Source organism: Rummeliibacillus sp. BSL5, assembly GCF_052928305.1.
In genome coordinates, this window is sequence record NZ_JAVGCV010000001.1 from 1,421,352 (window position 1) to 1,445,590 (window position 24,239).

Annotated in this window: 25 protein-coding genes; 9 read left to right on the forward strand and 16 right to left on the reverse strand. The window is 37.0% G+C overall.

Annotated elements, in window-relative coordinates:
* Positions 1-50: 50 nt before the first annotated feature.
* The 4 genes from RCJ93_RS07250 to aceA all read right to left on the reverse strand — a co-directional run bounded on the left by RCJ93_RS07250 (position 51) and on the right by aceA (position 4,178).
* Complete coding sequence (locus RCJ93_RS07250) at positions 51-599, reverse strand: peroxiredoxin (protein ID WP_066785011.1); 549 nt, start codon at positions 597-599, stop codon at positions 51-53.
* A 339-nt stretch (positions 600-938) separates the two neighbouring features.
* Positions 939-1,061 carry a YhfH family protein gene (locus RCJ93_RS07255; RefSeq protein WP_190323377.1) on the reverse strand — a complete coding sequence of 41 codons (123 nt, stop codon included), beginning with the start codon at positions 1,059-1,061 and terminating at the stop codon, positions 939-941.
* A 34-nt stretch (positions 1,062-1,095) separates the two neighbouring features.
* A complete protein-coding gene (gene aceB, locus RCJ93_RS07260; protein ID WP_446738693.1) occupies positions 1,096-2,697 on the reverse strand; it encodes a malate synthase A in 1,602 nt (533 codons plus the stop codon).
* Between the two features lie 191 nt (positions 2,698-2,888).
* Entirely contained in the window at positions 2,889-4,178 is a 1,290-nt protein-coding gene (gene aceA, locus RCJ93_RS07265; protein WP_150283823.1) for an isocitrate lyase, read from the reverse strand.
* A 166-nt stretch (positions 4,179-4,344) separates the two neighbouring features.
* Between aceA and RCJ93_RS07270 the strand changes: the two genes are divergently transcribed.
* Positions 4,345-5,016, forward strand: coding sequence for a LytTR family DNA-binding domain-containing protein (locus tag RCJ93_RS07270; RefSeq protein WP_223823516.1), 672 nt, complete (start codon positions 4,345-4,347; stop codon positions 5,014-5,016).
* Positions 5,017-5,068: 52 nt separating this feature from the next.
* On the opposite strand, the gene RCJ93_RS07275 is transcribed toward RCJ93_RS07270, so the two are convergent.
* Positions 5,069-7,210, reverse strand: a complete 2,142-nt coding sequence (locus RCJ93_RS07275; RefSeq protein ID WP_150283822.1) for a M28 family peptidase — start codon at positions 7,208-7,210, stop codon at positions 5,069-5,071.
* A 472-nt stretch (positions 7,211-7,682) separates the two neighbouring features.
* Between RCJ93_RS07275 and RCJ93_RS07280 the strand changes: the two genes are divergently transcribed.
* The 6 genes from RCJ93_RS07280 to RCJ93_RS07305 all read left to right on the forward strand — a co-directional run bounded on the left by RCJ93_RS07280 (position 7,683) and on the right by RCJ93_RS07305 (position 13,626).
* Positions 7,683-8,225 carry a helix-turn-helix domain-containing protein gene (locus RCJ93_RS07280; protein ID WP_446738961.1) on the forward strand — a complete coding sequence of 181 codons (543 nt, stop codon included), beginning with the start codon at positions 7,683-7,685 and terminating at the stop codon, positions 8,223-8,225.
* Between the two features lie 16 nt (positions 8,226-8,241).
* The gene (locus RCJ93_RS07285) at positions 8,242-9,345 is read left to right on the forward strand and encodes an ABC transporter ATP-binding protein (RefSeq protein ID WP_066784993.1); all 1,104 of its coding nucleotides are present in this window, start codon (positions 8,242-8,244) and stop codon (positions 9,343-9,345) included.
* The gene (locus RCJ93_RS07290) at positions 9,338-10,159 is read left to right on the forward strand and encodes an ABC transporter permease (protein ID WP_066784991.1); all 822 of its coding nucleotides are present in this window, start codon (positions 9,338-9,340) and stop codon (positions 10,157-10,159) included. Before RCJ93_RS07285 ends, RCJ93_RS07290 begins: the two co-directional genes overlap by 8 nt.
* Positions 10,143-10,937 carry an ABC transporter permease gene (locus tag RCJ93_RS07295; protein ID WP_066784988.1) on the forward strand — a complete coding sequence of 265 codons (795 nt, stop codon included), beginning with the start codon at positions 10,143-10,145 and terminating at the stop codon, positions 10,935-10,937. Before RCJ93_RS07290 ends, RCJ93_RS07295 begins: the two co-directional genes overlap by 17 nt.
* Positions 10,934-12,007, forward strand: coding sequence for an ABC transporter substrate-binding protein (locus tag RCJ93_RS07300; protein WP_150283821.1), 1,074 nt, complete (start codon positions 10,934-10,936; stop codon positions 12,005-12,007). Before RCJ93_RS07295 ends, RCJ93_RS07300 begins: the two co-directional genes overlap by 4 nt.
* Positions 12,008-12,453: 446 nt before the next feature.
* The gene (locus tag RCJ93_RS07305; protein WP_446738694.1) at positions 12,454-13,626 is read left to right on the forward strand and encodes an MFS transporter; all 1,173 of its coding nucleotides are present in this window, start codon (positions 12,454-12,456) and stop codon (positions 13,624-13,626) included.
* 92 nt (positions 13,627-13,718) lie between these two features.
* On the opposite strand, the gene RCJ93_RS07310 is transcribed toward RCJ93_RS07305, so the two are convergent.
* The 6 genes from RCJ93_RS07310 to RCJ93_RS07335 form a co-directional block, all read right to left on the reverse strand.
* A complete protein-coding gene (locus RCJ93_RS07310) occupies positions 13,719-14,846 on the reverse strand; it encodes an N-acetyldiaminopimelate deacetylase (RefSeq protein ID WP_446738695.1) in 1,128 nt (375 codons plus the stop codon).
* A gap of 14 nt (positions 14,847-14,860) precedes the next feature.
* Positions 14,861-15,574: a 2,3,4,5-tetrahydropyridine-2,6-dicarboxylate N-acetyltransferase gene (gene dapD, locus RCJ93_RS07315; protein ID WP_066784973.1), complete on the reverse strand. Its 714-nt coding sequence runs from the start codon at positions 15,572-15,574 to the stop codon at positions 14,861-14,863.
* Between the two features lie 51 nt (positions 15,575-15,625).
* A complete protein-coding gene (locus RCJ93_RS07320; protein WP_066791831.1) occupies positions 15,626-16,519 on the reverse strand; it encodes a LysR family transcriptional regulator in 894 nt (297 codons plus the stop codon).
* Between the two features lie 83 nt (positions 16,520-16,602).
* The gene (gene cbpB, locus RCJ93_RS07325) at positions 16,603-17,046 is read right to left on the reverse strand and encodes a cyclic-di-AMP-binding protein CbpB (protein WP_147194410.1); all 444 of its coding nucleotides are present in this window, start codon (positions 17,044-17,046) and stop codon (positions 16,603-16,605) included.
* Between the two features lie 133 nt (positions 17,047-17,179).
* On the reverse strand, positions 17,180-17,425 hold the full coding sequence (locus tag RCJ93_RS07330) for a hypothetical protein (RefSeq protein WP_147194412.1): 246 nt from the start codon (positions 17,423-17,425) through the stop codon (positions 17,180-17,182).
* Positions 17,426-17,504: 79 nt separating this feature from the next.
* A complete protein-coding gene (locus RCJ93_RS07335; protein ID WP_446738697.1) occupies positions 17,505-19,502 on the reverse strand; it encodes an EAL domain-containing protein in 1,998 nt (665 codons plus the stop codon).
* A gap of 513 nt (positions 19,503-20,015) precedes the next feature.
* Here RCJ93_RS07335 and RCJ93_RS07340 point away from each other — a divergent pair.
* Positions 20,016-20,489 (forward strand): YkyB family protein, encoded by a 474-nt coding sequence (locus tag RCJ93_RS07340; RefSeq protein WP_066784962.1) that lies wholly within the window; start codon positions 20,016-20,018, stop codon positions 20,487-20,489.
* 26 nt (positions 20,490-20,515) lie between these two features.
* Here RCJ93_RS07340 and RCJ93_RS07345 read toward each other — a convergent pair whose 3' ends face one another.
* From RCJ93_RS07345 to RCJ93_RS07360, 4 genes are all read right to left on the reverse strand, one after another.
* Positions 20,516-21,421 carry a chemotaxis protein gene (locus RCJ93_RS07345; protein WP_147194421.1) on the reverse strand — a complete coding sequence of 302 codons (906 nt, stop codon included), beginning with the start codon at positions 21,419-21,421 and terminating at the stop codon, positions 20,516-20,518.
* A 134-nt stretch (positions 21,422-21,555) separates the two neighbouring features.
* The gene (locus RCJ93_RS07350; RefSeq protein WP_150283817.1) at positions 21,556-22,425 is read right to left on the reverse strand and encodes an NAD(P)-dependent oxidoreductase; all 870 of its coding nucleotides are present in this window, start codon (positions 22,423-22,425) and stop codon (positions 21,556-21,558) included.
* Between the two features lie 319 nt (positions 22,426-22,744).
* Entirely contained in the window at positions 22,745-22,936 is a 192-nt protein-coding gene (locus RCJ93_RS07355; protein WP_066784952.1) for an aspartyl-phosphate phosphatase Spo0E family protein, read from the reverse strand.
* A gap of 75 nt (positions 22,937-23,011) precedes the next feature.
* Positions 23,012-23,200 (reverse strand): hypothetical protein, encoded by a 189-nt coding sequence (locus RCJ93_RS07360; protein WP_066784949.1) that lies wholly within the window; start codon positions 23,198-23,200, stop codon positions 23,012-23,014.
* 116 nt (positions 23,201-23,316) lie between these two features.
* Here RCJ93_RS07360 and RCJ93_RS07365 point away from each other — a divergent pair, with 116 nt between their 5' ends.
* Positions 23,317-23,508, forward strand: coding sequence for a YkvS family protein (locus RCJ93_RS07365; protein WP_446738698.1), 192 nt, complete (start codon positions 23,317-23,319; stop codon positions 23,506-23,508).
* 228 nt (positions 23,509-23,736) lie between these two features.
* On the opposite strand, the gene RCJ93_RS07370 is transcribed toward RCJ93_RS07365, so the two are convergent.
* Positions 23,737-24,186, reverse strand: a complete 450-nt coding sequence (locus RCJ93_RS07370; protein ID WP_147194433.1) for a MarR family winged helix-turn-helix transcriptional regulator — start codon at positions 24,184-24,186, stop codon at positions 23,737-23,739.
* Positions 24,187-24,239 lie beyond the last annotated feature (53 nt).

The window sequence follows — 24,239 nt, forward strand, 5'->3', positions numbered from 1 at the left end:
TGTTTAAAAAAGGGACCTAACATGTTGTTAGTCCCTTCGCTTTGCAATGCTTAGCCTTTCAACGTAGCATCGCCAGGACGCCAGTTTGCTGGGCAAAGACCGCCAGTTTGCAATGCTTGAAGCACGCGTAATGTTTCGTCTACATCACGACCAATGTTGTTGTGGTTTACAACTTGGTATTGTAGTTCGCCTTCTGGGTTAATAATGTATAAGCCGCGCAATGCAACGCCTTCATCTTCAATAAGCACGCCATAGTCACGTGATACACGTTGGTTGTGGTCTGCAGCTAATGGGAATTTCAACTCGCCAATGCCGTTTTGGCTACGGTCAGTGTTGATCCATGCTAAGTGTGTATGAACTGTATCAGTTGAAACGCCGATTACTTCAGCATCTAAATCTTCAAATTCATCGTAACGGTCTGACATTGAAGTGATTTCAGTAGGACATACGAATGTAAAGTCCATTGGATAGAAGAAAAGAACTGTCCATTTGTCATTTTTCATGTTTTCTTCTAAGCTTACTGTGCCAAATTCTTTATTAGGCATTACTGCTTGCATTTCGAATACTGGTGCTTGTTTTGCTACCATACGTTCTGCCATGATAAATCCCTCCAAAAGTTAATATAAATGTAAGTAGCTTATTGCTACGATCCACATTCTACAATAGCAAATAATACTATTAAACGCAAAGGTTTCATGGTATATTTTGAATATTTGATTATTCCTTTTCTAATATTACGAGTTGAAACAAGTTTTCATAAAGTCATCTGGATATACCAATCTTTTCTATTCCCTTCTTATAAGTTGTAGTGCTTCTCTGCCACTCCTATGCGAGACATAAAAAATGTCCCCATCATTATATGAGGACACGGAAATATTGTTATTCGATTGAATTCCAAAATTTATAATCCTTCCTGTGTCTCAAGCATTTCTCTATTTTTATTCCTCTTTCGCTCCTAAACACCGTTCACACTCATATAATGTGGATTCTACTTGTTCCACTATTTCACAACCACATTCTAAGCAAAGCTTCGGATACTTTTGAGTGTTTTCGTTTTTCATTAGATCTCCTCCTTAAAATGTTTTTCTCCCTTTATCAAATAGACTGATAGCTTGGAATGGTTAGAAATTCTTCAAATGTATCTTGGAGAATTAAACTCTTGAAAATGTCTGTAGCCTTGTCTAATCGGCTTTGCATATAATTCTCTTCACCGAGTTGATTTTTTAAAATCGAAACTTCTTCTTCTAAAATTTTTTGTACATAACGTGCGTCTATTTTTTGTCCATCGATTGTATTTCCTTTTTTATGTCGTATCCATTGCCAAATTTGTGTACGCGAAATTTCCGCAGTCGCCGCATCTTCCATCATATTATAAATCGGCACAACTCCATTCCCTCTAAGCCAAGATGCAATATACTGAACGCCAACACTACAGTTGAGCCGTACTCCTTCTTCTGTAATGGAACCAGTTGGCACTTCTAATAAGTCCGCTGCTGTTATATGCACATCATTTCGTTTACGATGAATTTGATTAGGTGTCTTCATATAGTAATCAAATTGCTCCATTGCAACTTGCACTAAGCCTGGATGCGCTACCCATGTTCCATCATGACCATCCTTTGCTTCCCTCATCTTATCCTCTCGTACTTTTTCGAACGCTAATTCATTCGCTTGTGGATTGTCTTTAATAGGGATTTGGGCAGCCATACCGCCCATGGCAGGCGCATTGCGCTTATGACATGTCTGGATACATAATTGCGTATAAGCTCTCATAAATGGCGAATTCATGGTTACTTGGCTTCTATCTGGCAAAATGACTTCATTATGGTTACGTAATCGCTTAATATAACTAAAAATATAATCCCATCTGCCGCAATTTAAGCCGGCAGAATGCTCTTTTAATTCATATAATATCTCATCCATTTCAAAGGCTGCTGTAATGGTTTCAATCAGGACTGTTGCTTTTATTGTCCCTTTTGCTAGCCCCATGTACTCCTCTGAGTAAGTAAAGATATCATTCCATAACCTTGCTTCCAAATGGCTTTCAAGTTTTGGCAAATAGAAATATGGGCCTGTGCCTTGAGCAATTAACTCTTTTGCATTATGGAAGAAGTATAATCCGAAATCAAAGAAGCTCCCTGCTACAGGCTCACCATCGATCTCTATATGCCTTTCTTCCATATGCAATCCTCTTGGTCTTACGATTAATGTAGCCACCTTGTCATTTAATCGATAGACTTTCCCGTTTGAAGGTTGTGAATAAGAAATAGTTTTTCGTATGGCATCAAACAGATTCACTTGGCCGTCAATCATATTTTCCCATGTGGGTGAAGTAGCATCTTCAAAGCATGCCATAAATAATTTGGCTCCTGAATTTAGCGCATTAATGACCATTTTCCGTGATACTGGGCCTGTAATTTCCACACGGCGATCCTGTAAATCCTCAGGTAATGGTGCGATTTCCCATGTGCTTTCACGAATTGATTTAGTTTCCTCTAAAAAATCTAGTGTGCCTCCAGCATCTAATTGACATTGCCGCTCTTGCCGAAAATGCAATAATTCTAAGCGGCGTTGATTGAACTGACGACGCAAAGACGAAACAAACCGAAGTGCTTCTGCTGATAGAATTTGTTTTGTTGATTCGTTTTCTATTCCTTTAATCTTGATGGATCCCGTGACTGTTTGTGGGGTACTCATTGGCAACAATCCCTTCTTATTTTCATTTAAATGCTTGCCATCAATGCGCGATAAAGTGAAACTTCATTCAGTGGGGGTTTTTATCCCCTACTGAGTGTTAGTTGAACCAATCGGGCTTTTACGGGCAGTTAACCCCCACTTAAACTTCTCCGTTACATACTTACGTTTTGAAGTGGGGGTCTTACTGCCTGTTAATGCGGGATAAATTGAGCTGTTTCAGTAGAACCCTCCATTGCTGTTGTAGATGATGTCCCTCCAGAAATGACCTGAGATACTTCATCAAAGTAGCCCGTACCCACTTCACGTTGATGTTTAGTTGCTGTATATCCATCACGTTCGCTTGAAAATTCTTCTTGTTGAAGTTTTGAATAGGCAGCCATTCCGTTGTTTTTATAATCAACCGCTAGTTTAAACATGCTGTGATTCAACGAATGGAACCCTGCTAATGTAACAAATTGGAATTTATATCCCATTTTCGCCAACTCTTTTTGATACTTCGCAATCGTCTCCTCATCTAAATTTGCTCTCCAATTAAAGGAAGGTGAACAATTGTATGCAAGCATTTTGCCTGGATATTGTGCATGGACGGCCTCTGCAAATTGTCTTGCTTCTTCTAAATCCGGCTTAGATGTTTCACACCATATTAAATCGGCATAAGGAGCATAAGCTAGGCCTCGCTCAATCGCCTGATCGAGTCCAGCGTATGTGCGGAAAAATCCCTCTGGTGTTCGCTCGCCTGTTAAAAATTTCGCATCGCGCGGATCAATATCACTCGTGACCATATCCGCAGCATCTGCATCTGTCCGGGCAATCAGGATAGTTGGTACTCCGCATACATCCGCAGCTAATCGTGCAGCGACTAAATTACGAATAGCATTTTGTGTTGGAAGCAACACTTTACCGCCTAAATGGCCACATTTCTTTTCTGATGCTAATTGGTCCTCCAAATGCACACCTGCTGCCCCTGCTTCAATCATCCCTTTTATTAACTCAAAAACATTTAGTGGCCCTCCAAATCCTGCTTCTGCGTCGGCAATAATCGGAGCAAACCAATCAAAGCTGTCTTCTCGTCCTTCAACAACATCAATTTGGTCCGCTCTTTGCAATGCTTGATTGATACGTTTGACCACTTGTGGCACTGAATTGGCGGGATACAAGGATTGATCAGGATACATTTGCCCAGATAAATTGGCATCTGCTGCTACTTGCCATCCACTAAGATAGATAGCTTGTAAACCAGCTTTTACTTGTTGTACTGCTTGATTGCCGGTCAGAGCTCCTAGCGCATTAATATAGTCTTCATGCTGCAGTGTGTCCCATAAACGTTTTGCGCCTTTTTCAGCTAACGTATGCTGAATGTCTACTGAACCCCGAAGCTTAATTACCTCTTCTGCACTATACGGACGTTTAATGCCTTCCCATCTTTCATCGTTTGCCCAGCTCTTTTCAAGTTCCTCAATTTGTTTTAGCCTTGTCGTCATTTGAATCACACCTTCCGACTTTTTATTATTCTACTGTTGCACAACAGATTAAGTTGTTATAATGTAATATATAACAGTAATGCTTTTTTGTATTATTTTTTGGATAAAATACAACTATTTATCGATGAAACATTGTTTTTGCATGACAAACAAGGGGGCTTTGAATGTGAGAGATAATGACATCATGTTTTTGACAAAGAATTTAGCGGAACAGTATTATAATCTGATGAGTGATTGGTTGCCTGAGGAATCTTCAGTAGCAATAGCAGTAGGCGATACGTACGTTTATTTTAATGGCTGCCAAAAACTTCAATTATTTAATGGCAAAAAAGTAGAGGCTGGAAGTATAGTAGAACGCGTCATTAAAGAAGGAAGAAAAATCGAGGAGTTAATGAACGAAGCTTTTTTAGAAAAACCTTTTTATGGGATTGGTTACCCAATTACTTTGATGGGTGAAGCTGCTGTGTTATTGGTAATTTTATCTCCCCTTTATCAAGAAATAAAAAATGATCCAATCCGTTTTGTAACAGGCAAACAACAAGATGAATGGGTATTAGTTCCACTTGAAAAAATTACGTATTTTGAAAGCTTAAATAAAAAGAATTGGTGTTACACAGATGATAAGCAGTATACAGTAAACACAACATTGAAGAACCTTCAGAAAAAGCTGCCGAAAGATTTTCTTAGAATCCACAGATCTTATATAATCAATATCCACGCTATCGATCGTATCACCCGAGATTTTTCCTCCAATTTAATGATCCATATGGAAGATGGAACTGGACTTCCAGTTAGCCAAACCTACTTAAATGAAGTAAAACGCTTACTGGATATATAACTCATAAAAACCCCGCAAAAGTAGTTTCTGCTTTTGCGGGGTCTTGTGTTCATTATTTGATTTTTTCCAACTCAGCATTCAATTGCTGTACATCATTATTTTCTTCTTTTACTGTCTTTTTCAGCAATGAAACTTCATTTTCTAATGCTTTTTCTAATTCTATTGTTTCTGCATCTAAATTAGCTTTTGGCTTCTTGCTTTTTTCTTGAAGTGCTGAAATGACATCATATAAGTCTTCATGACCCATCACTCTGCCTGCTCCCCACATTAAACGGTCTGCAGGCTGGTTCATTACATAATCAGTAAAGTACTGATATGTTTCTTTATCAAAGTCATAGGCATACCAGTTATTATCAACGGCAAACAAGTAGTCATCAAGGGCTTTTTGAGCTTTCCCCTTCTCTAGTGCTTTAATAGCAGCGGATAAGTTTTCAATATTATTTTGCGCATGTTCGTGAGGGAAAATAGGTTCATCCTCCCATGTTAGACGAACAAATTGATCTTGCGCCAATTTAAATGTGTGAAGTAACTTACTGTTTACATCACGGCTTTCTTTATATAATTTCGCAGCTTTTTTATCTTCGCCTGCTTGTAGTGCTTTTGCATACGCACTATTGATATCATTTACCTTTTTATTTGCCTGTTTTGCAGTGCTAATAGCTTCATCAATCGTACTAATGAGTGTGTCGCTTGAAACATTCGAGTCTTTTAATACATCCTGCTTCAATGTCTTCTTCATTTCTTCTAAACGTGTTGTGAAGTTTAGCGGCGATACTGCTGTTTGATCATATTGCATAGCCAATAATCCATATAAATTCATATTAAATTGCAGTGCTTTAATATTATTTGTTTTTTCATTATCGAATTGTGAGTGGTAATGTGTATGCATAAATTCACTATCCTGAAAATCATTACGCAATGCTGGAACACCAGCTAACGAGAATGAAAAATCATCAGACCACGTACGGAGTGGCGCTACTACAGAAATCCCTTTTTTATATACACCTTTGACTGTCGGTACAGTTTTGGCAAATTTCGTAAGGAAGTCTTTGTATTCATATACTGCTCGGATTTCATTTGTCTTCGTATGTTCATATGCAGGTAACTCAAAATTCAAATTGGCAATTGCCTTGCCTACCCATTCAGGATGAACACGGAAGATTTGATTGTAGGCACCTGTAGACCAGTCGTATCTTGTATTGCTTACTCCCCATTCTTCCGCTGCTAATGCATTAAAAATGATAGTTTTTTGGGGTTTATAGCCACTATCTACTAATCCTTTTGCAATTCCCATCAATAATCCTATGGACGCATTATCATCTTGGAATCCATCAAAATAGGAATCATAGTGTCCTGATAAAATTACATATGAATCCGGGTCTTTCCCTTCAATTTTCCCGTAGTAATTATATGTTTTCTGATCTTTTTTCACTGTGGATTTGGCATCAAAATCAACCTGTAATTTATTATGTTGTTTTTTTAATGCTGCTTTTAATAATTCAGCGTCATTTTGCGACATAGAAAATGCAGGAGCATCATCAGGCCCACAAATATCCTGTGCATTTAAGGCATTTCCATCTACTTCTGCATATCCCTTGCTCTGTACTGCAATGACAGCAGCAGCTCCTTTTAAGTGTGCTTGATATGTTGGATAATTAATCCACCAATCCTCACGCTGATTAATATCTATAAGAACTAGCTTACCTTTAACATCAAGATTCTCTAAATCAGCCGCTGTCCCTCTGTTGGCATATACAACATCAAAAGTTTTAGGTCCTTTCGTATCAAAGTTCGTTTGATATCCGCCAAGAACAGCCAAATGTGTTTTTCCTTTGGCATCTGTAAACTTCAGATCTGCTTTTTTAAAGGTCCAGCTATCGACTGTAATCTCATCTTTCGAAACATCCGTAAGCCCGATTTTTTTCATTTCATTTGCTATTTTCTTACCTGTTTGCAATTCAGCAGTTGATCCAGCTGTTCGATAGCCTAGCTTCTCATTTGTTTTAAATTGCTCTAAACTTTTCGCAAACTCATAAGAATAATTTGCATCTGCTAGCTTTAGATAGCTCTTCGAATCTGTTGTTTCCACTGCTTTCTTTTGTTTTTCCTCTGTACTATTTTTCTCCGGCGTACATGCCACCAATGTAGTTGCGATCAGCGAAATCGCCAATGCACCACCTAAAAATCTTTTCATCAACCACATTCCTTTCCACTAAAATTACTTTGTTACTAGGAATCTTTATTCCCTAATTGCGAGAAAATTCAATCACACTTTTGCTATTCTAGCGAAATCAATTTTTTTCACAAAAATTATTAAATGATAACTTTCAACAAATAGCAATTACTTTTTTTATCAAAAACTTTTATTCTTTCCTTTTATTTCTTATGTAAATGCAAAATTTGATACAGTAAAAAAATGTTAGTGTTAAATGCTTGAGGGTAAAGGAATAGTGTCATTGAATTAAATTAATTGATAAAGAATATTATTTTAGAAAAAAAGGTTGAAAAATATGTCCTATTTTGTATAATAGAATACGTTTCACTAAACTAAAAGTTTTGTCTTAGTAAACTTGTGTTACTTAAAGTTCACCATAAGTAAACTTCCAATAAATGAAAATATAACTCTTACTAAAGAAAACACTAAAAATAGAGGAGGAATGCATTTGATGCAGATAGGTAAAAAAATCAAACGCCTGCGATTGAAAAAAGGTTTGACGCAAGAAGAACTAGGCGAAAGAACCGATTTGAGCAAGGGCTATATATCCCAGGTAGAAAGGGATTTAAACTCCCCCTCTATTGAAACACTATTTGACTTACTAGAAGTATTGGGTTCTACCCCAAAAGAATTTTTTGATGATGAAATTGAAGACCAAAATGTTGTCTATACAGACGAAGAGCATACGACTTTTACAGATGACAAGAAGGGGTATTGTTTAAAATGGTTAATCCCCACTTCAAATGAAAAAGAAATCGAGCCAGTGATGATTGTTTTTGAAGAGAATGGCGAATTCAAAAAGTTTGAGCCTTCCTTGTCTGAAACATTTATCTATGTACTATCTGGTCGGGTAAAACTGGTTTTAGGCAAACAAGAATTCGTTGCTTCACAAGGCAGCTCTATTTACTTTGATGCTTCTAACCATCATCAGTTGTTCAACGACTTTGCAGGTAAAACGGAAATTTTACTCGTTGCAACAGAATCTTATTTATAGCTTAGGGGGACCCCAGATGTCGGAAAATGCAATTATCCGCTTTGAAAATGTTTCAAAATCATTCAGTGATGGCACTGTAGTGCTAAAAGATATAAGCTTTGAAATGGAACGAGGCAAGTTCTATACACTCTTAGGGCCGTCTGGCTGTGGGAAAACAACAATTCTCCGTCTTATCGCAGGTTTTATGGAACCTACCAATGGTTCGATCTATTTCAATGGCAAAACGATTAATAATGTGCCAGCCAATGAACGCCAAGTCAATACCGTTTTCCAAGACTACGCACTATTCCCTCACCTCAATGTGTTTGAAAATGTGGCTTTTGGTTTGCGTATTAAGAAAGTAAAAAATGAAGAAATCACTAGAAGAGTAGAAGAAGCACTAAGGTTTGTCAATTTAGCGGGCTATAGCCAGCGTGAGATCTACGAAATGTCTGGCGGACAAAGACAACGTGTTGCCATAGCACGCGCCATTGTCAATGATCCCGAAATCATTTTATTAGATGAGCCTTTATCTGCGCTTGACTTAAAACTGCGCACAGAAATGCAATATGAATTGCGCGAATTACAGCAGCGTTTAGGCAAGACCTTTGTATTTGTCACTCATGACCAAGAAGAAGCACTAGCCATGTCAGACGAAATCTTTGTCTTACATGAAGGCCAAATCGAGCAAAGTGGATCACCTGTGGATATCTACGATGAACCAATCAATCGTTTTGTCGCTGATTTCGTCGGCGAATCAAACATTGTGCCAGGTACTATGATTCGAGATTTTGAGGTTACGTTTGCAGGTAAGACTTTTGAATGTGTAGACCAAGGCTTGAACGCCAACGAAAATGTAGATATTGTCATTCGTCCTGAAGATTTAGAGATCACAGATGTAGAGCGCGGAAAGCTTGTTGTAACAGTTGATACCCAATTATTCCGTGGTGTTCATTATGAGCTCTCTACCTATGACCAAGATGGGAATGAGTGGCTTGTACATTCATTGAAAAAAGCTGATGTTGGTGCAAAAATCGGCTTAGATTTCGACCCAGAAGCTATTCACGTTATGCGTTTAAATGAATCAGAAGAAGACTTCGATAAAAGACTTGAATCTTACGGAGAAGAAAATAATGCGTAGAAAAGGGAATTTATTATCACTAATCCCCTACTATATTTGGATTCTATTTTTCGTTATTGCACCGATCCTTTTAATTGTTTATTATTCGCTTCTTGATTTACATGGACATTTCACCATTAATAACTATCGAAATTTCTTAACTAGCGTTTATTTGAAAATGACCTTGAGTTCGTTCTGGTATGCGTTTCTCATTACGCTTTTCTCCTTAATTATTTCTTATCCAGCTGCTTATTTAATTACAAAATTAAAATATAAGCAGTTATGGCTTATCCTGATTATTATTCCTTCTTGGATTAATCTTCTTTTAAAAACCTATGCCTTTATTGGCATCTTTGGCAACAAAGGTCCAATCAATGCTTTTGCTAAAGCAATCGGACTTCCAAATCAGCAAATTCTTTTTACTGATTTTGCCTTTGTTTTTGTATCTGTGTATATTTTTATACCTTTTATGATTCTGCCAATCTTTAATGCATTAGATAAGTTAAATCCTGCATTAATTGACGCATCACGAGATTTAGGCGCTTCGAAAATCACTACTTTCAGAAGAGTCATCATTCCGTTGACTATGAACGGCGTTAAAGCAGGTGTACAGGCTGTCTTTATACCGGCACTTTCATTGTTCATGATTACAAGACTGATTGCTGGTAACCGTGTGATTACGCTTGGTACAGCAATCGAAGAGCAATTCTTAACAACACAAAACTGGGGTATGGGTTCAACCATCTCTGTATTCTTGATACTCTTTATGTTTATTATTATGTTGCTGACAGGCGAAAGGAAGAAAGGAGTGGCGCGCAATGGAAAAGCTAAATAAACGATCAAAATTGTATTTGGCGCTTGTCTTTGTCATTCTATATGCGCCTATCCTTTTTCTTGTCTTCTATTCGTTCAATAGCGGCGATTCAATGACCAACTTTAAATCATTCACCTTTGCCCATTACAAAGAAGTTTTCCAAGATTCTAGGTTAATCGTTATTTTAATCAATACAGTAGTTATTGCTTTGTTATCTGCATTAATTGCTACGATCATTGGAACGCTCGGCTCTATTGGCATTGTTTCTATTAAAAATAGAAAAATGCGCAATACTGTTCTTTCATTGAATAATATCCTGATCGTGAGCCCTGATGTTATTATTGGTGCTTCATTCTTGATCCTCTTTACAATGGCTGGGATTAAACTTGGCTTTATGTCCGTTTTATTATCTCATGCAGCATTTAGTATCCCGATTGTTGTGCTAATGGTATTACCAAAATTGCATGAAATGAGTTCGTCTTTAATTGATGCAGCGCTTGATTTAGGTGCAAGCCGTCGTGATATTTTAACCCGTGTTATATTGCCTTATGTTAAGCCAGGTATCTTTGCTGGATTCTTTATGGCTTTAACCTATTCCTTAGATGATTTTGCTGTCACATTCTTTGTTACAGGAAATGGCTTCAGCACACTCTCTGTTGAGATTTATTCAATGGCTCGTGCAGGCGTCTCGTTAACTGTCAACGCACTCTCAGGTTTAGTATTCTTTGTCACATTGCTCCTTGTATTAGGTTATTACTTTATTACAAAACGCCAAACAAGATCGGGGGCTCATAAATGAAATCTTTGATACGAGCATCGATTGGCATTTTACTTGTATGCGGAATATTAATGTATACTTCACATGCAATGGATGCTACTTCCGGAAAATCCGGGAAAGATATTTTAACTATCTACAACTGGGGAGAATATATTGACCCTGCTTTAATTAAAAAATTTGAAAAGCAAACAGGCATCAATGTTATTTATGAAACGTTTGATTCAAATGAAGCCATGATGACGAAAATTGAACAAGGCGGAACTAATTATGATATAGCAGTTCCTTCTGAATATACGGTTGAACAAATGAGAGAACGCCACTTGCTTAAAAAAATTGATCACAAGCAAATCCCTAATTTAAAATATATTGAACCAGATTTTCTACATCTGGCTTTTGATAAAAAGAATCAATATTCGATTCCCTATTTTTGGGGTACTGTAGGGGTTGTTTATAATAAGAAACTTTTAAAAGACAAGAAATTTGATAGCTGGGATGACCTTTGGGATCCATCACTAAAAGGCAAGGTTATTTTAGTAGATAGCGCCAGAGAAGTAATTGGTGTTGGTCTAAATAGTATCGGTCAATCACTGAATACAACAGACTCTACTGTTTTGCAGAAAGCCACTAATAAACTAATTCGCATGGCGCCAAACGTGAAAGCGGTCATCGGTGATGAGGTAACTCAATTAATGATCAATGGGGACGCGGAAGTAGCCCTCACTTGGTCTGGTCAAGCGGCTGATATGATGTCTGAAAATGATGATTTGACATACAGCGTGCCAAAAGAAGGCTCCAATCTATGGTTTGATAATATGGTCATTCCTAAAACATCGAAAAATATAGAGGGTGCCCATAAATTCATCAACTTTATGCTAGATCCAAAAGTAGCTGCTCAAAACTCTGAGTATGTAGGCTATACAACTCCTAATAAAGCCGCATTAAAATTGATGGATCCTGAAATCGTCAATGATACACGCTATTACGTGTCAAAAGACGTTCGTGAAAAATTAGAAGTTTATAAAAACCTAGGAAAAGAAAAGATCGGCGAATATAATGAACTTTTCCTACGCTTCAAAATGTCTATACGTTAATGTATTGAAGAAAGAAGCTGAATCAAAAAAGTATTAGCTAATGAAAAGACCGAACACCTGTGAAATTTAATTTCACGTGTGTTCGGTTCTTCTTTTGTGAAATTTCGTAATGTGTTCCTTGCTGAAGACTTAGCTTTAATTTCCCCATCACTACGTTCCTTCTAAGATTCACAGGAGTCGCCATCCAACTCACTACTGCTCTAAATTTATATCCCTGAAATAGATTGGCTTTATAAGGAGTTATTAATTATTCCCCTTCTTGTTTCTTAGATGACATTGGTTAAGTCAGATAAAAAGTAGTCTTCCTAAAATTTTTCATCCCTCTACTTTTTCTACAGATTATTCTGTTATAAAACAGCTTTCTTGAACACCCTATAGACAAAAGGTATAATTTTGATTAGTATTGTTTTATATTTAGCATCACGAAATAATTAAGGAGAAACTAGATGAATAAAAAAAATAGAATAGCTTTAATTCTTTTAATGGTTAATATGTTTGTCACTATGAGTGCAATTGGTTTAATTATACCTATAATGCCCAACTACTTGAAGGAGTTCGGCGCAAAGGGAGCAGTACTCGGCTTTTTGATTTCTACTATAGCTTTTGCACAATTTATCTTCTCTCCTATTGCCGGCAGTTTATCAGACAGGCTTGGCAGGAAGAAGCTAATCATCTTCGGCCTATTATTAAATGGGACATGCCAGATCTTATTTGGCCTTTCTAATCACTTATGGGAACTATTTGTTTTGCGTTTTCTAATCGGTTTTGGATCCGCCTTTATCACACCGCCTATCATGGCTTATGCTGCGGATATTACTACACTGGAAGAACGCGGAAAGGCAATGGGTCTTATCGGAGCTGCTATATCTTTCGGCTTTATGGTCGGACCAGGGATTGGCGGCGCTCTTTCAAATGTAAGCTTACACTTCCCATTCTTTATAGCTGGTATCGCAGCTCTTATCGCAGGAATACTTTCTATCATTTTATTACCTAAAACGACACCTGCTGTTGAGACACAACGAAGCGGAAATAATATTTTAAAAGAGATGGCAAATTCCTTTAAAAAGCCATACTTCATATTATTGCTTGTTGTATTTGTCTTCTCATTTGGTATTGCTAATTTCCAAGCTACATTATCGATGTTTTTGACATATAAATTTTCTTTCACTCCTAATGATATCGCCATCATTATGACTGTCGGTGGTTTTGTAGGAGTAATTGTTCAAGGCGTTCTGATTAACAAACTATTTAAACGCTTCGGCGAAATGAAGATCATATTAGTGAGCTTAATTGTAGCTGCTCTTGCTATGCTCGGAATGGTCTTTGTGAGTTTCTATTTCTCTATCTTGCTCGTAGCGACACTTTTCCAAACCGCAACAACCTTAATCAGACCTTCTGTTAATACAATGATTTCGAAGGTAGCGGGTAATGAACAAGGCTATGCGGCAGGCATGAACAATGCGTATATGAGTCTTGGAAACATGATTGGTCCAGCCCTCGCTGGTACTTTATTGGACATCCATTTGAATACGCCATTTATTTTAGGCGCAATTATTCTAAGTATTTGTTATATCATTACCTTCACATGGAACCGTAAAAAGTTCTCCACAATGATGTAAAAAACGGCACGCAGTTCACTCACTGCGTGCCGTTTTCTAATTTAAAGGCTGTGAATCTATTCCATGTATTTCGTTTACATCCTATAAAATATCTATCTCTTTTTAAAATCTCTTAAAAATTGTTCTGCAAAACGTACATTGATGTCCAATAACATTTCATCCGGCTGCAATGATGCATGATGCAGACCATATGGTGAATTTGCGCCAGTCCAAAACATCGCACCAGGAATCTCTTTTAAAAAGAAGCCGAAATCCTCTCCAGTCATGGCAGGCGGACATTCATACGGTGTGGTGCCGGCAACCTTTTCTGCTGTCTCTAGCAACTGCTTTGCACAATAGTCCTCATTGTATACTTGATAGTATGACGACCCATAATCTATACTTACTTCGCAATCATACGCTATTTCAATTGATTTACAGAGTGCTTCAATACGCTCTTTCATCAAAAGCATCGATTCGGCAGACATGGTACGAATTGTTCCTTCTAATCGTGCATCTTCTGCAATACTATTTTGGACATATCCTGAAACCATTTTACCTATGGTAATAACACCGCTATCTAATGGATTTAAATTTCGACTTACGATGGTTTGTAGCTGCATGATTAAATTAGCTGCTGCTACAGTCATATCCTTTGTATGCTGTGGAAAAGCTGCATGCCCTCCTACACCATGCAAATCAATAAATAGTTCTGATGTATTAGCAAATAACAAGCCTGATCTTGTCGCAATTGTCCCTACAGGATATTCAGGTGCGATATGAAGCGCAAATAGATAGTCAGGTAATAAATCCTTACGCTCCCTTTGCATCCATTCAAGCATCGGTTTAGCGCCACCCGGTCCTTCCTCTGCAGGCTGGAAATAGATAATGGTCGTATTTATAGGCTGTTGCTCTGAAAAAGCTTTTATAAGCCCTATAGCAATGGCCATATGAAAATCATGACCGCATGCATGCATAAAACCCTGGTGTGTTGATTCATATGGTAAGCCCGTATTCTCTTCGATTGGCAAACCATCTATATCTGCTCGCCAACCTATTTTGAATGAAGGCCTCGTACCCTGGATTGTGAGAATAATACCTGTCTTCCATAGGTCTACTTGAAAATAATCCTTTTTTAACTCTTCTATAATAGCTAATAAGTATTTTTGCGTTTTGTCTTCTTGAAATCCAATTTCAGGAATTCTATGTAAATCCCTTCTTATCTCCACTAAAGACTTCATCGAAATGGCACCTCTTATATTTGTCGAAGATCCTGCATGATTTCAGATTTTGATTTCGTTTTTTCATCGATTTCTTTGATGACGCGAGCCGGTGCACCAACCACTACTGTATACGGCGGCACGTCTTTTGTCACGATAGCACCTGCTGCTACTACAGCGCCTTCGCCGATTCGGCATCCCTCTAAAACAACAGCGTTCGCACCTATTAATACATTGTCTTCGACAACTACCGGATCTGCGCTAGGCGGTTCAATAACCCCTGCAAGCACCGCTCCAGCTCCTATGTGGCAGTCCTTTCCAACAGTCGCACGACCACCTAATACGGCATTCATATCAATCATCGTACGGTCGCCGATTTCAGCACCAATATTAATGACACTGCCCATCATAATAACGACATTTTGGCCAATTGTCACTTGATCTCTGATGATTGCTCCTGGTTCGATTCGTGCATGGATATCTAACAACTCTAGTGTTGGTACAGCTGAATTTCTTCGGTCATGCTCTACCACATAATCTTCAATCGTCTCTTTATTTTCTTCTAAGGCTTTTTTGATATCTTGCCATTCACCGAAAACAACCGCAGCATCTTTTTCACCAAAGACTTTGCTGTTTTCTCCGAAAGGAATGGAAGAGATATCTTTACCCTTCACATATACTTTTACAGGTGTAGCTTTTTTGGCATTGGCTAAATAAGAGATAATTTGTTCTGCATTCAACTTTTCCATTAGAAACCCCCCTATCAATTTCTACTATTGTACATGATAAATAGGATAATTTCATTTATTTTTTGAATAATCATACAAACATTCCGCTTGTTTCTTCGCTACCTCCACAAAAGCGGCAACTTGGCGCAATTCGAAAGCAGAATCATATCCGATCAGCCAGGTATCTCTTGTAATATTGAATGCTTCTTCCTGATTTGTGAGAGGAATCCTGTTAACATCCTCTTGTCCCGTGAGTGTAATGGATGGAAGTATGGCATATCCAATACCGTTCAACGCCATTTGCTTGCATGTTTCGATTTGGTCGACAATAATCTCATGCTTTGGATTAGATGAAAAATGCCGCTGCCACCATTGCTGTATTTCTTGATAATAATTTGAGTCACTTTTAAATTGTATGAATGGCCGAGTGGTTTTAAATACATCATCAAGCGTTTTGATTTCTGTATCGACTAAATAAAGAGTGTCTCGAAATAGATGCTGCTTTTCTCCTTTCCAGTCTGTTTGGCCTCTGACAATGCCGACATGTGCCTCTCCATCATACAGTGCTTTAACAATCTCCGAGCTCCAGCCAGTCATTAAGGAAATCTTGGCGTCAGGATATTCTGTCACAAAATCCTTTAATACTTTTGGGAGCCAGGTATGCCCAACGATGGAGGCACAAGCAATTTTTAATGTGCCATGGACTTTAGAATTTAAGGCTTGAATAGATTCAAAAATTTCTTCTCTCTTTGTAATCATCTCTTCCGCATATTGAATAACTAGCTCGCCTGATGCAGTGGCTGTCAGTCCTTTTTGTGACCGAATAAAAAGCTGGGTACCCCAATCTTTCTCAATCGATTGCAGCCGTTGTGAAAGGGCTGGCTGTGATAAGAATAATCGCTCTGCGGCTTTGCGCATATTGCGCTCCTCTGCTAACACCTTAATAATTTGGGCATCATTGGTCATAGTCAATACCACTACTCCTTTTAAAATTCGTCTTAATAGTTGTGGATAAAAAAAAGGCCCATGAAATGAGCCTTTCTATTACTCTAGCTATTCGGTTGATAGATATGTTTTTTTAATTGTTTTAAAATAACACGTCTTGTCATAATACCAACAAATGTTGAGTCATCATCTACAACACATAAAAAAGCATGGTTAATGACTAAATCTAATGCTTTTTGAAATTTATCATTAATATTTAACATGGCAACATCAGCATCCATGATGTCATTTACTTTTATTGTATCTAATTTTTCAAATTCAATGTGATCGAGACCTAAAATAGATTCAGTAATCATGCGCATACTAAGCAACCCCTGTAAACGATAATCCATATCCAGTACTGGGATAGAAGAATATCCTGTCTTTGTCAACACGAGTAAAGCATGCTCTGCGCTATTGCCTAATTGGACATGGGCAACTTTATCAGAAGGTATAATTAAATCTGCAATCGGCGCTTCAAGGAATTCTCTGCTACTTGTCGAAATCATAGTATTCTACTCCTTACTTGTTCATAAAGTGAACAATTAAAACTACAATTTCATCTTACCATATATTATTCAAAGATTTCCATTAATGACCGAAAAAGCGCATACATTTTTCAAAAGTTACCCTGCCCCTAATTTAACGATATGCCAAGATATTATAAAAGACAACAAAGGTAATAAATATCCCCGCTATCAAATAGCACCAAATAATTGGATTCAACATTGTTGGGTGATTTTCCACCGTCTCAGAATAATTTTGATCCTCTACAGTTGATTGAGCTGCTTGTTTTTTTGCAATGCCCATAGTCCAAAATAATGCTATACCAGCAATAAGAACGCAAACAATAATTAATGGCCATGTCAATTCACCCGTGAAATTCAAGAAAAAACCTTCTTTCTTTTTCATGTAGTATGAAACATCTCCGATTAATTAATGCATGGAATATGACTAAAATTTCGTATCACTTTTTTAAAGGAATTTCCTTCATTAGCTCATAAATCGGCAAAGGTTTACTGAAAAGAAATCCTTGAGCCTTTTTACATTGCTGCTTTTTTAAGAAACCAACGTGTTCTTCTTTTTCTACACCTTCTGCTATGACATCTAAGCCCAGATTATGAGCGAGATGGATAATGGTTTGAGCAATAGCCTTGTCTTTTTCATCTGTGTCCATATCACGGATAAAAGATTGATCAATTTTTATAATATCGATTGGGTACCTTTTAATATAACTTAACGAGGAATAGCCCGTTCCAAAATCGTCAACTGAAATAATCAGCCCCATACTCTTTAGTTGTTTTAGAATCTTCATCGTATCTTCTGCATCCGTCATAGAACTTTCTGTGATTTCGAGTTCTAACAGAGATGGTTCAATTTCATACTTTTCCAAAAAATAAAGAATCTTGGATGCTAACTGATCTTCGCGAAATTGTTTTGGCGAAATGTTAACGGCAATTCGGATATTAGAGATACCTTGTACTTTCCATTCATATAATTGCTTACATGCTTCCTCCAGTACCCAATTACCTATATCTATGATAAGCTCTGACTCTTCTGCAAGTGGTATAAAAACACCAGGTGAAACAAAACCAAATTTCGGATTTTGCCAGCGCAACAATGCCTCGAAGCTTGTAATAGTCTCTGTTTCTAAATCTATTTGCGGTTGGTAATACACCATTAATTCATTTTTTTCAATGGCTCTGCGCAGATGAGCCTCCATGAGAGCTGTGTTTTCGAGTTGATTTTTCATTTTGCTTTGGTAAAAACGATATGAAGATCGTCCTTTTTCTTTAGCATATAATAACGCTTGATTTGCTTTTTGCAAGAGCTCGTCAATAGAAGCACCATCATCAGGAAAATAGGTTATACCAATAGAAGCTGTTGTAGCTAATTCAGAATCCTCGATTAGAAACGGTTTTTTCATACTGTAGATGATATCCGCAGCCACTTGCTGTACTTGCTCTTTTTGCACATTTTGCAGGACAGCAACAAAATTATCGCCATTCAACCGATAGATTGATCCTATACTCTTGGTTATTTGAGAAACACGTTCGATAGCTGCGTTGATTATCATATCGCCTGCAGCAGTCCCATACGTTTTATTGACCCTTTTAAAGCGGTCGAGATCAATGGATAATATCGCTGATTTTTGATTCGTTCTCATCGAGTCTTTTATAATTTCCTTAAAATGTACGCTTAGCGCCTTACGATTCCATGAACCTGTCAGTTGGTCATGATAGGTAAAATAACTCGTGTCGCTCTCACATTCAGGAGAAGGCGTTATATCACGCAATATTAGAAGGATTTTAGAGATTTTTTGCTCTGTTAGCATTGGAATACTTTTTATAAATACAATAACAGATTTTCCTTCTATTGTTTTAAGTCCTATATCCGCTAACTCAATACTTTTTTGAGAGGAGATTGTTTCATCTATAAGCTTTTGTATCTCTTCCCTTGCAAATAGACTCACATATTTGTCTATTTGCAGGTTTGCCCCAACAAATCCAAATTTGCCATTTGCCGCAGCATTGCTGTGAAGAATATTGCCTTCTTTATCCACTACTAAAATAGGGTCGAAATTTTGTTCAAGTAATTCAAGAAACGCTGGATCTTGTGGATGCTTATGTATTGTACAGTAATAGAATTGATCTTCGAAAACAGTCTCTTCCGTAACAGTTAATAGGTGTTCTAGATTCTCAAAAGCTGCCGTTTCATTAGCGCACACTGTTAGAATCATTGTTTTCAAATGTTGCCAAATTACGCTTGGCAAATAACGGTGAGCCAACTCTGTTTTTGGAAAGTGGAGCACTCCAAATTCATTTTGTGCCATGTCATTAGCATACATTATAGAGTACTGTTCGTTAGATTTACGAATAAGGACAGAAAGACCACTCTGTTCTATACTGCTATATTGATTTACTATATATTGCAAAGACTTTTGGTCTAAAGTTGTTTTTTTCATTTAGCGCCTCCACAAAAAGGTGTACTTTAGACTATCATAATAGATTTCAAAAGAATTATATAGATTAAAAACAAAAATTTTTTGAATTTAATGAACCCTTTTTACCTATTTTCCACAAAAAGTCGCATTCAAAAAATAATTAATAATCCCTACTGAGTGTTTAGTCCCATTCCGCTTCCTTCATTTAATATTTTCATTCTGTTTTTTGTTAAGAGGTTTATAGCATGCTTATTTGGGTTAAAAGAGATAATTAGAAAGTATATTCTTCTGTATATACAGATATAATTGATTGGTATTATAATAGAAAAAGTTAGACCTCATAAGGATCGTTAGTTCAATCCTGCATGTTGTTTTAAGATTTTGGAGGCAGTTATATTTCCGCTCGGGCCTATCTTGCACCCGTGTAATATGCGCCAAATCATTCTATTATCTTGTATGAGAAGTGTTTTTCTTTTGTTTCCATACTATTCCTTTATATTGAAATTATTTTTTTAGCAGAAAGGTAGGAATACGATGAGCAATCGCCCCCACAATGGAGATATAGCTACAGCGATTTATATAGTTAATAAACATGCAAAAACTGCCCCTGATAATAAAACTCTTTATACATTAAAGCGATTAGCCCTCGATAAGATGATTAAGATGGGATGCGCAAAAAAAATAGGACTTCAATTCGTCAAAAGGCCACGGTTTAGCCAACAGCAGTCCGCTGTGGTCATTCAATGTTCTGATTACTATTTCCACTCATTGCCTAAGAAAGAAGACTTCAAGGAATTGCCTCATTTAGGTCACTTAGATGAGAATTATCGAAACCCGAGACGTAGTATGAGTCTAAGCAAGGCAAAGCAAATATTGACTAACTTCCTTGAGCCGGAAACTTCTTCATCTTCTATGCCTAAACGAAAAAAAAGAACGCCTCGAAGCATTTACGAGGAGAACAGAAAAAAAGGACTTTACCAAATGAACAGCTATTTTTATGGTCATTAAAAAAACCGGAGAATTCTCTCCGGTTTTTATAATACATATTGATCGATTTTTAAAATTAAATCAGCTATTTCTGGCTTGCTGATTTGGTCTTCAGCTCCCACTTTTTCTCCTTTATGTCTCAAATCATCTGTTATAAGGCTTGAAAAAATGATGACAGGCAATTTGCTTAATACAGGATGAGATTTCACCTGTTTTGTTAAATGATGCCCATCCATTTGCGGCATTTCAATATCTGTTACCATCAATTGGACATATTCGCTAATATCATCTGTTTTTTCCGCAATGCTTAACAAATATTCTAATGCATCTTTTCCATTCTCAAAAAATTCGACATTCGCATAGCCAGCCTCTTCCATCGTATCATGCAGGAGTTTACGTAAAAGTGGTGAATCTTCTGCAATAACGATTTTCTTTTCAGAGCGGCTTCGTTGCCCTAACTTTTTAATGGAAGACACATTAATACCGGAGTCAGGATTGATATCTACCATAATCTTTTCAAAATCAAGCAATAATAGCATTACGTCATTTTGCTTGATGACACCGATGACTTGTGAATTTCCCCCTTGATACATATCTGACGGCTTTTCTATAAGATCCCATGAGATACGGTGGATTTGCGTTACATTATCTACATGAAAGACAACTCGTTGTCTATTAAACTCAGCTACAATATATTTATGCTGTTCGCTATAAGGCGTATTGGACAATCCCAAAACCTTTTTCATATCAACAACCGGCAAAACCTCACCGCGCAATTGGATAATGCCTTCTACATGTGGGTGTGCATGCGGAATAAAAGTAACAGGTATAGGTTGAATTATCTCTTTTACTTTAATAACATTAATACCGAATTTGTTTGTCCCCATTTGGAATTCAACTATTTCAAGCTCATTTGTACCGCTCTCAAGCAAAATACCTTTATTTTCATTCATCTGAGCTAATACCTCCTACAATTCTCCCATAATTACCCCAATTGTATCATATTACATCATTTGCATATAGAAGAATTATTGACAATAAGTAGTCATTTTTTGTATTAACATCAAAACGCGTAGCTCAAAAGTAACTAGATTTTATAATAATCAACTAATGCTTGAGTACCTAAATCATCATATCCCTTTTGCGATAACTCTTCGTACATTCCTTTTGCAAGAGATAGCCCGGGCAATTGGAGCTCCATCATTTCTGCTTCTTTTAAGGCAATGCCCATATCCTTGATGAAGTGTTTAATATAAAATCCTGGTTCTAGGTCTCCTTTTACAATACGTGGAGCTAAATTGCTTAAAGACCATGATCCAGCTGCACCTGTGGATATGGATTGAAGGACTGTATTAATGTCGAGTCCTGCTTTCTTGCCATAAACGATTGCTTCACATACACCAATCATATTGCTCGCAATGGCAATCTGGTTGCACATTTTTGTATGCTGTCCTGCTCCAGCCTCTCCTTGATAAATAATATGTTCACCAAATAATTCAAATACAGGTTGTACCTCTTCAAAAACATCTTTTTTGCCGCCTACCATGATGGAAAGTGTCCCATTTTTCGCGCCAATGTCTCCACCTGAAACAGGAGCATCCAATGCTTCCATCCCCATAGTCTCAGCATGTTTAGCAATTTTTTTAGCTAGGGTTGGCTGAGATGTAGTCATATCAACTAATCTTGTTCCCGCCTTGCTCATTTTAAAAATACCGTTTTCTCCAAAATAAACTTCTTCCACATCATGCGGATAGCCTACCATCGTAAAAACAATTTCGGTATTTTCCGCTGCTTCGCCTGGACTCTCAAACCAGCTTGCCCCTAGTTCGATTAAAGCTTCCGCTTTTGCTTTTGTCCGCGTATAAATATGTACTGTATGTCCTGCTTTTAATAAATGCATAGCGATACTTGATCCCATTACACCAGTCCCAATAAAGCCAATGGTCCATTTTTTCATATATGACTCCCCCTTTTTATTGTTGTATTCATTATATCAGAATTTTCATTCCCCTTTATTATACAAGAACTTTCCTAGCGCAAAAAAAAGAGCAGATACGTAAAGTACCTGCTAAAGAAAGGGGGAAATGAGATTGTTGCTGTGTTCTTTATTATTATTCCACGCTACAACAAATTCTAAACCACCTTGTGCAAATTTTTTTATATAGTGTAAGTGGAAAGCCAAAAGTATTACCAAGGCCTATTGTGGCATTCATCTGCTGGAAGTAAATAAATCTACGAAAAAAAAAAAAAAGAAAACCCCTAATAGGAGTTATCCTTTAAAATTTCACTAAGTCTTCGCCTTTAGGATAATCTTGTTCATGCTCTTGTTCTTGCTGATAAGTGTTTAGTAAATGATCTAACTTTTTACTTAAGCGGATGGTTTCAATATTAGAAAATCCCTTCTCGATACCTGATTGAATCATTTTTTCACGTGTATTTTCTAATTTTTTTAAAATGGACTCAGACATCCACCATCCTCCTCTCAGTAAAGTATTGTTTTTCTTATCCTATTGCAGATGTAGCTTGTCTTATGAAATTCTATTTTAACTTCGCGGTTCTTTCAAGTAAACATAGATTATATCTCCACCTTGTTTGGCGATCCCTTGAAAATGCTTGAAGTCTTCTCTTTTAATTAATTCTTCTCTCAGTTGATAAAATTCATGTTTATCTACTTTTAACTCTTGAATGTTTCCATTTTTTAAATCGTCTAACTTTTGTATGTAATCGTTCATATTCGCAACTCCCTTTACGTATAATATCAAAAATCTACATAAAATGGTTTTCACTTTACGAAATAACTATTTTAAGGCAAACTGTAAAGTAACTAAAGTTAAAGGGGCTGGTACTTATGAAAATAGCTGAAATTGGGAATATCATTGAATTCGGAAATGGACTACAGGGAATTGTCGAGAAAGTGAATGAGAATTCTGTGATCGTTAATCTAACCTATATGGAGAATTTCAATTCACTTGAGATAGAAGAAAAAACTGTTGTTAACCATAAACGCTATAAAATATTAGCAGCTGCTAATAACAATTAATATAACGCATTACATATTCTTCAACCATGCTGTCTCTACGAATACCAAACATTTTGTGCTGCTCTATAAGAGCGGCATTTTTTATTAAACAACCTATAAATACTTCTATGGGCTGTTTGTCTAATTAAGTTTAGCATTTTCCCTAGATCCTACTTATACTGTAATGCCCTCTATTATGATGACAAAAAGAGCGATGTATGTGTCTTACATCACACCACTCTTTTGATCTTAATAAGACAAATCTTTAATTGAGAGCCCTAGTTTTTTTAATAAATCAATCGCTAGGTCTTTTTCTTCCCCAGTCAATACACTTGTAATTTCATGCAATTGTTGTTCATGCTTAGGAAACAGCTCGTCCATAAACTCAGTACCTAGGGGTGTTATTTCAGCATATGTTATACGCCGATCAGAAGGACATGATACGCGCGTTAAATACCCTCTTTTTTCTAATTTATCGACAACATAAGTGATTGACCCGCTAGCCAGTAAAATCTTATTTCCTATTTTTTGGAGGGGCTGTCTTCCTTTATGGTAAAGTAATTCCAACACAGCGAATTCTGTAGGATTTAATCCATTCTCCTGGAAGAATTGGTTTGTGCATTCATTGATAGCTTTTGTTGCCCTCGAAAGTACAATAAAGAGCTTCAATGACTGCTTTATTTCATCTTGTGTTGCCATTCTTGTTCATCCCTTATAATAAATCTTGATTTTAAGATATTATACCGCTGTGG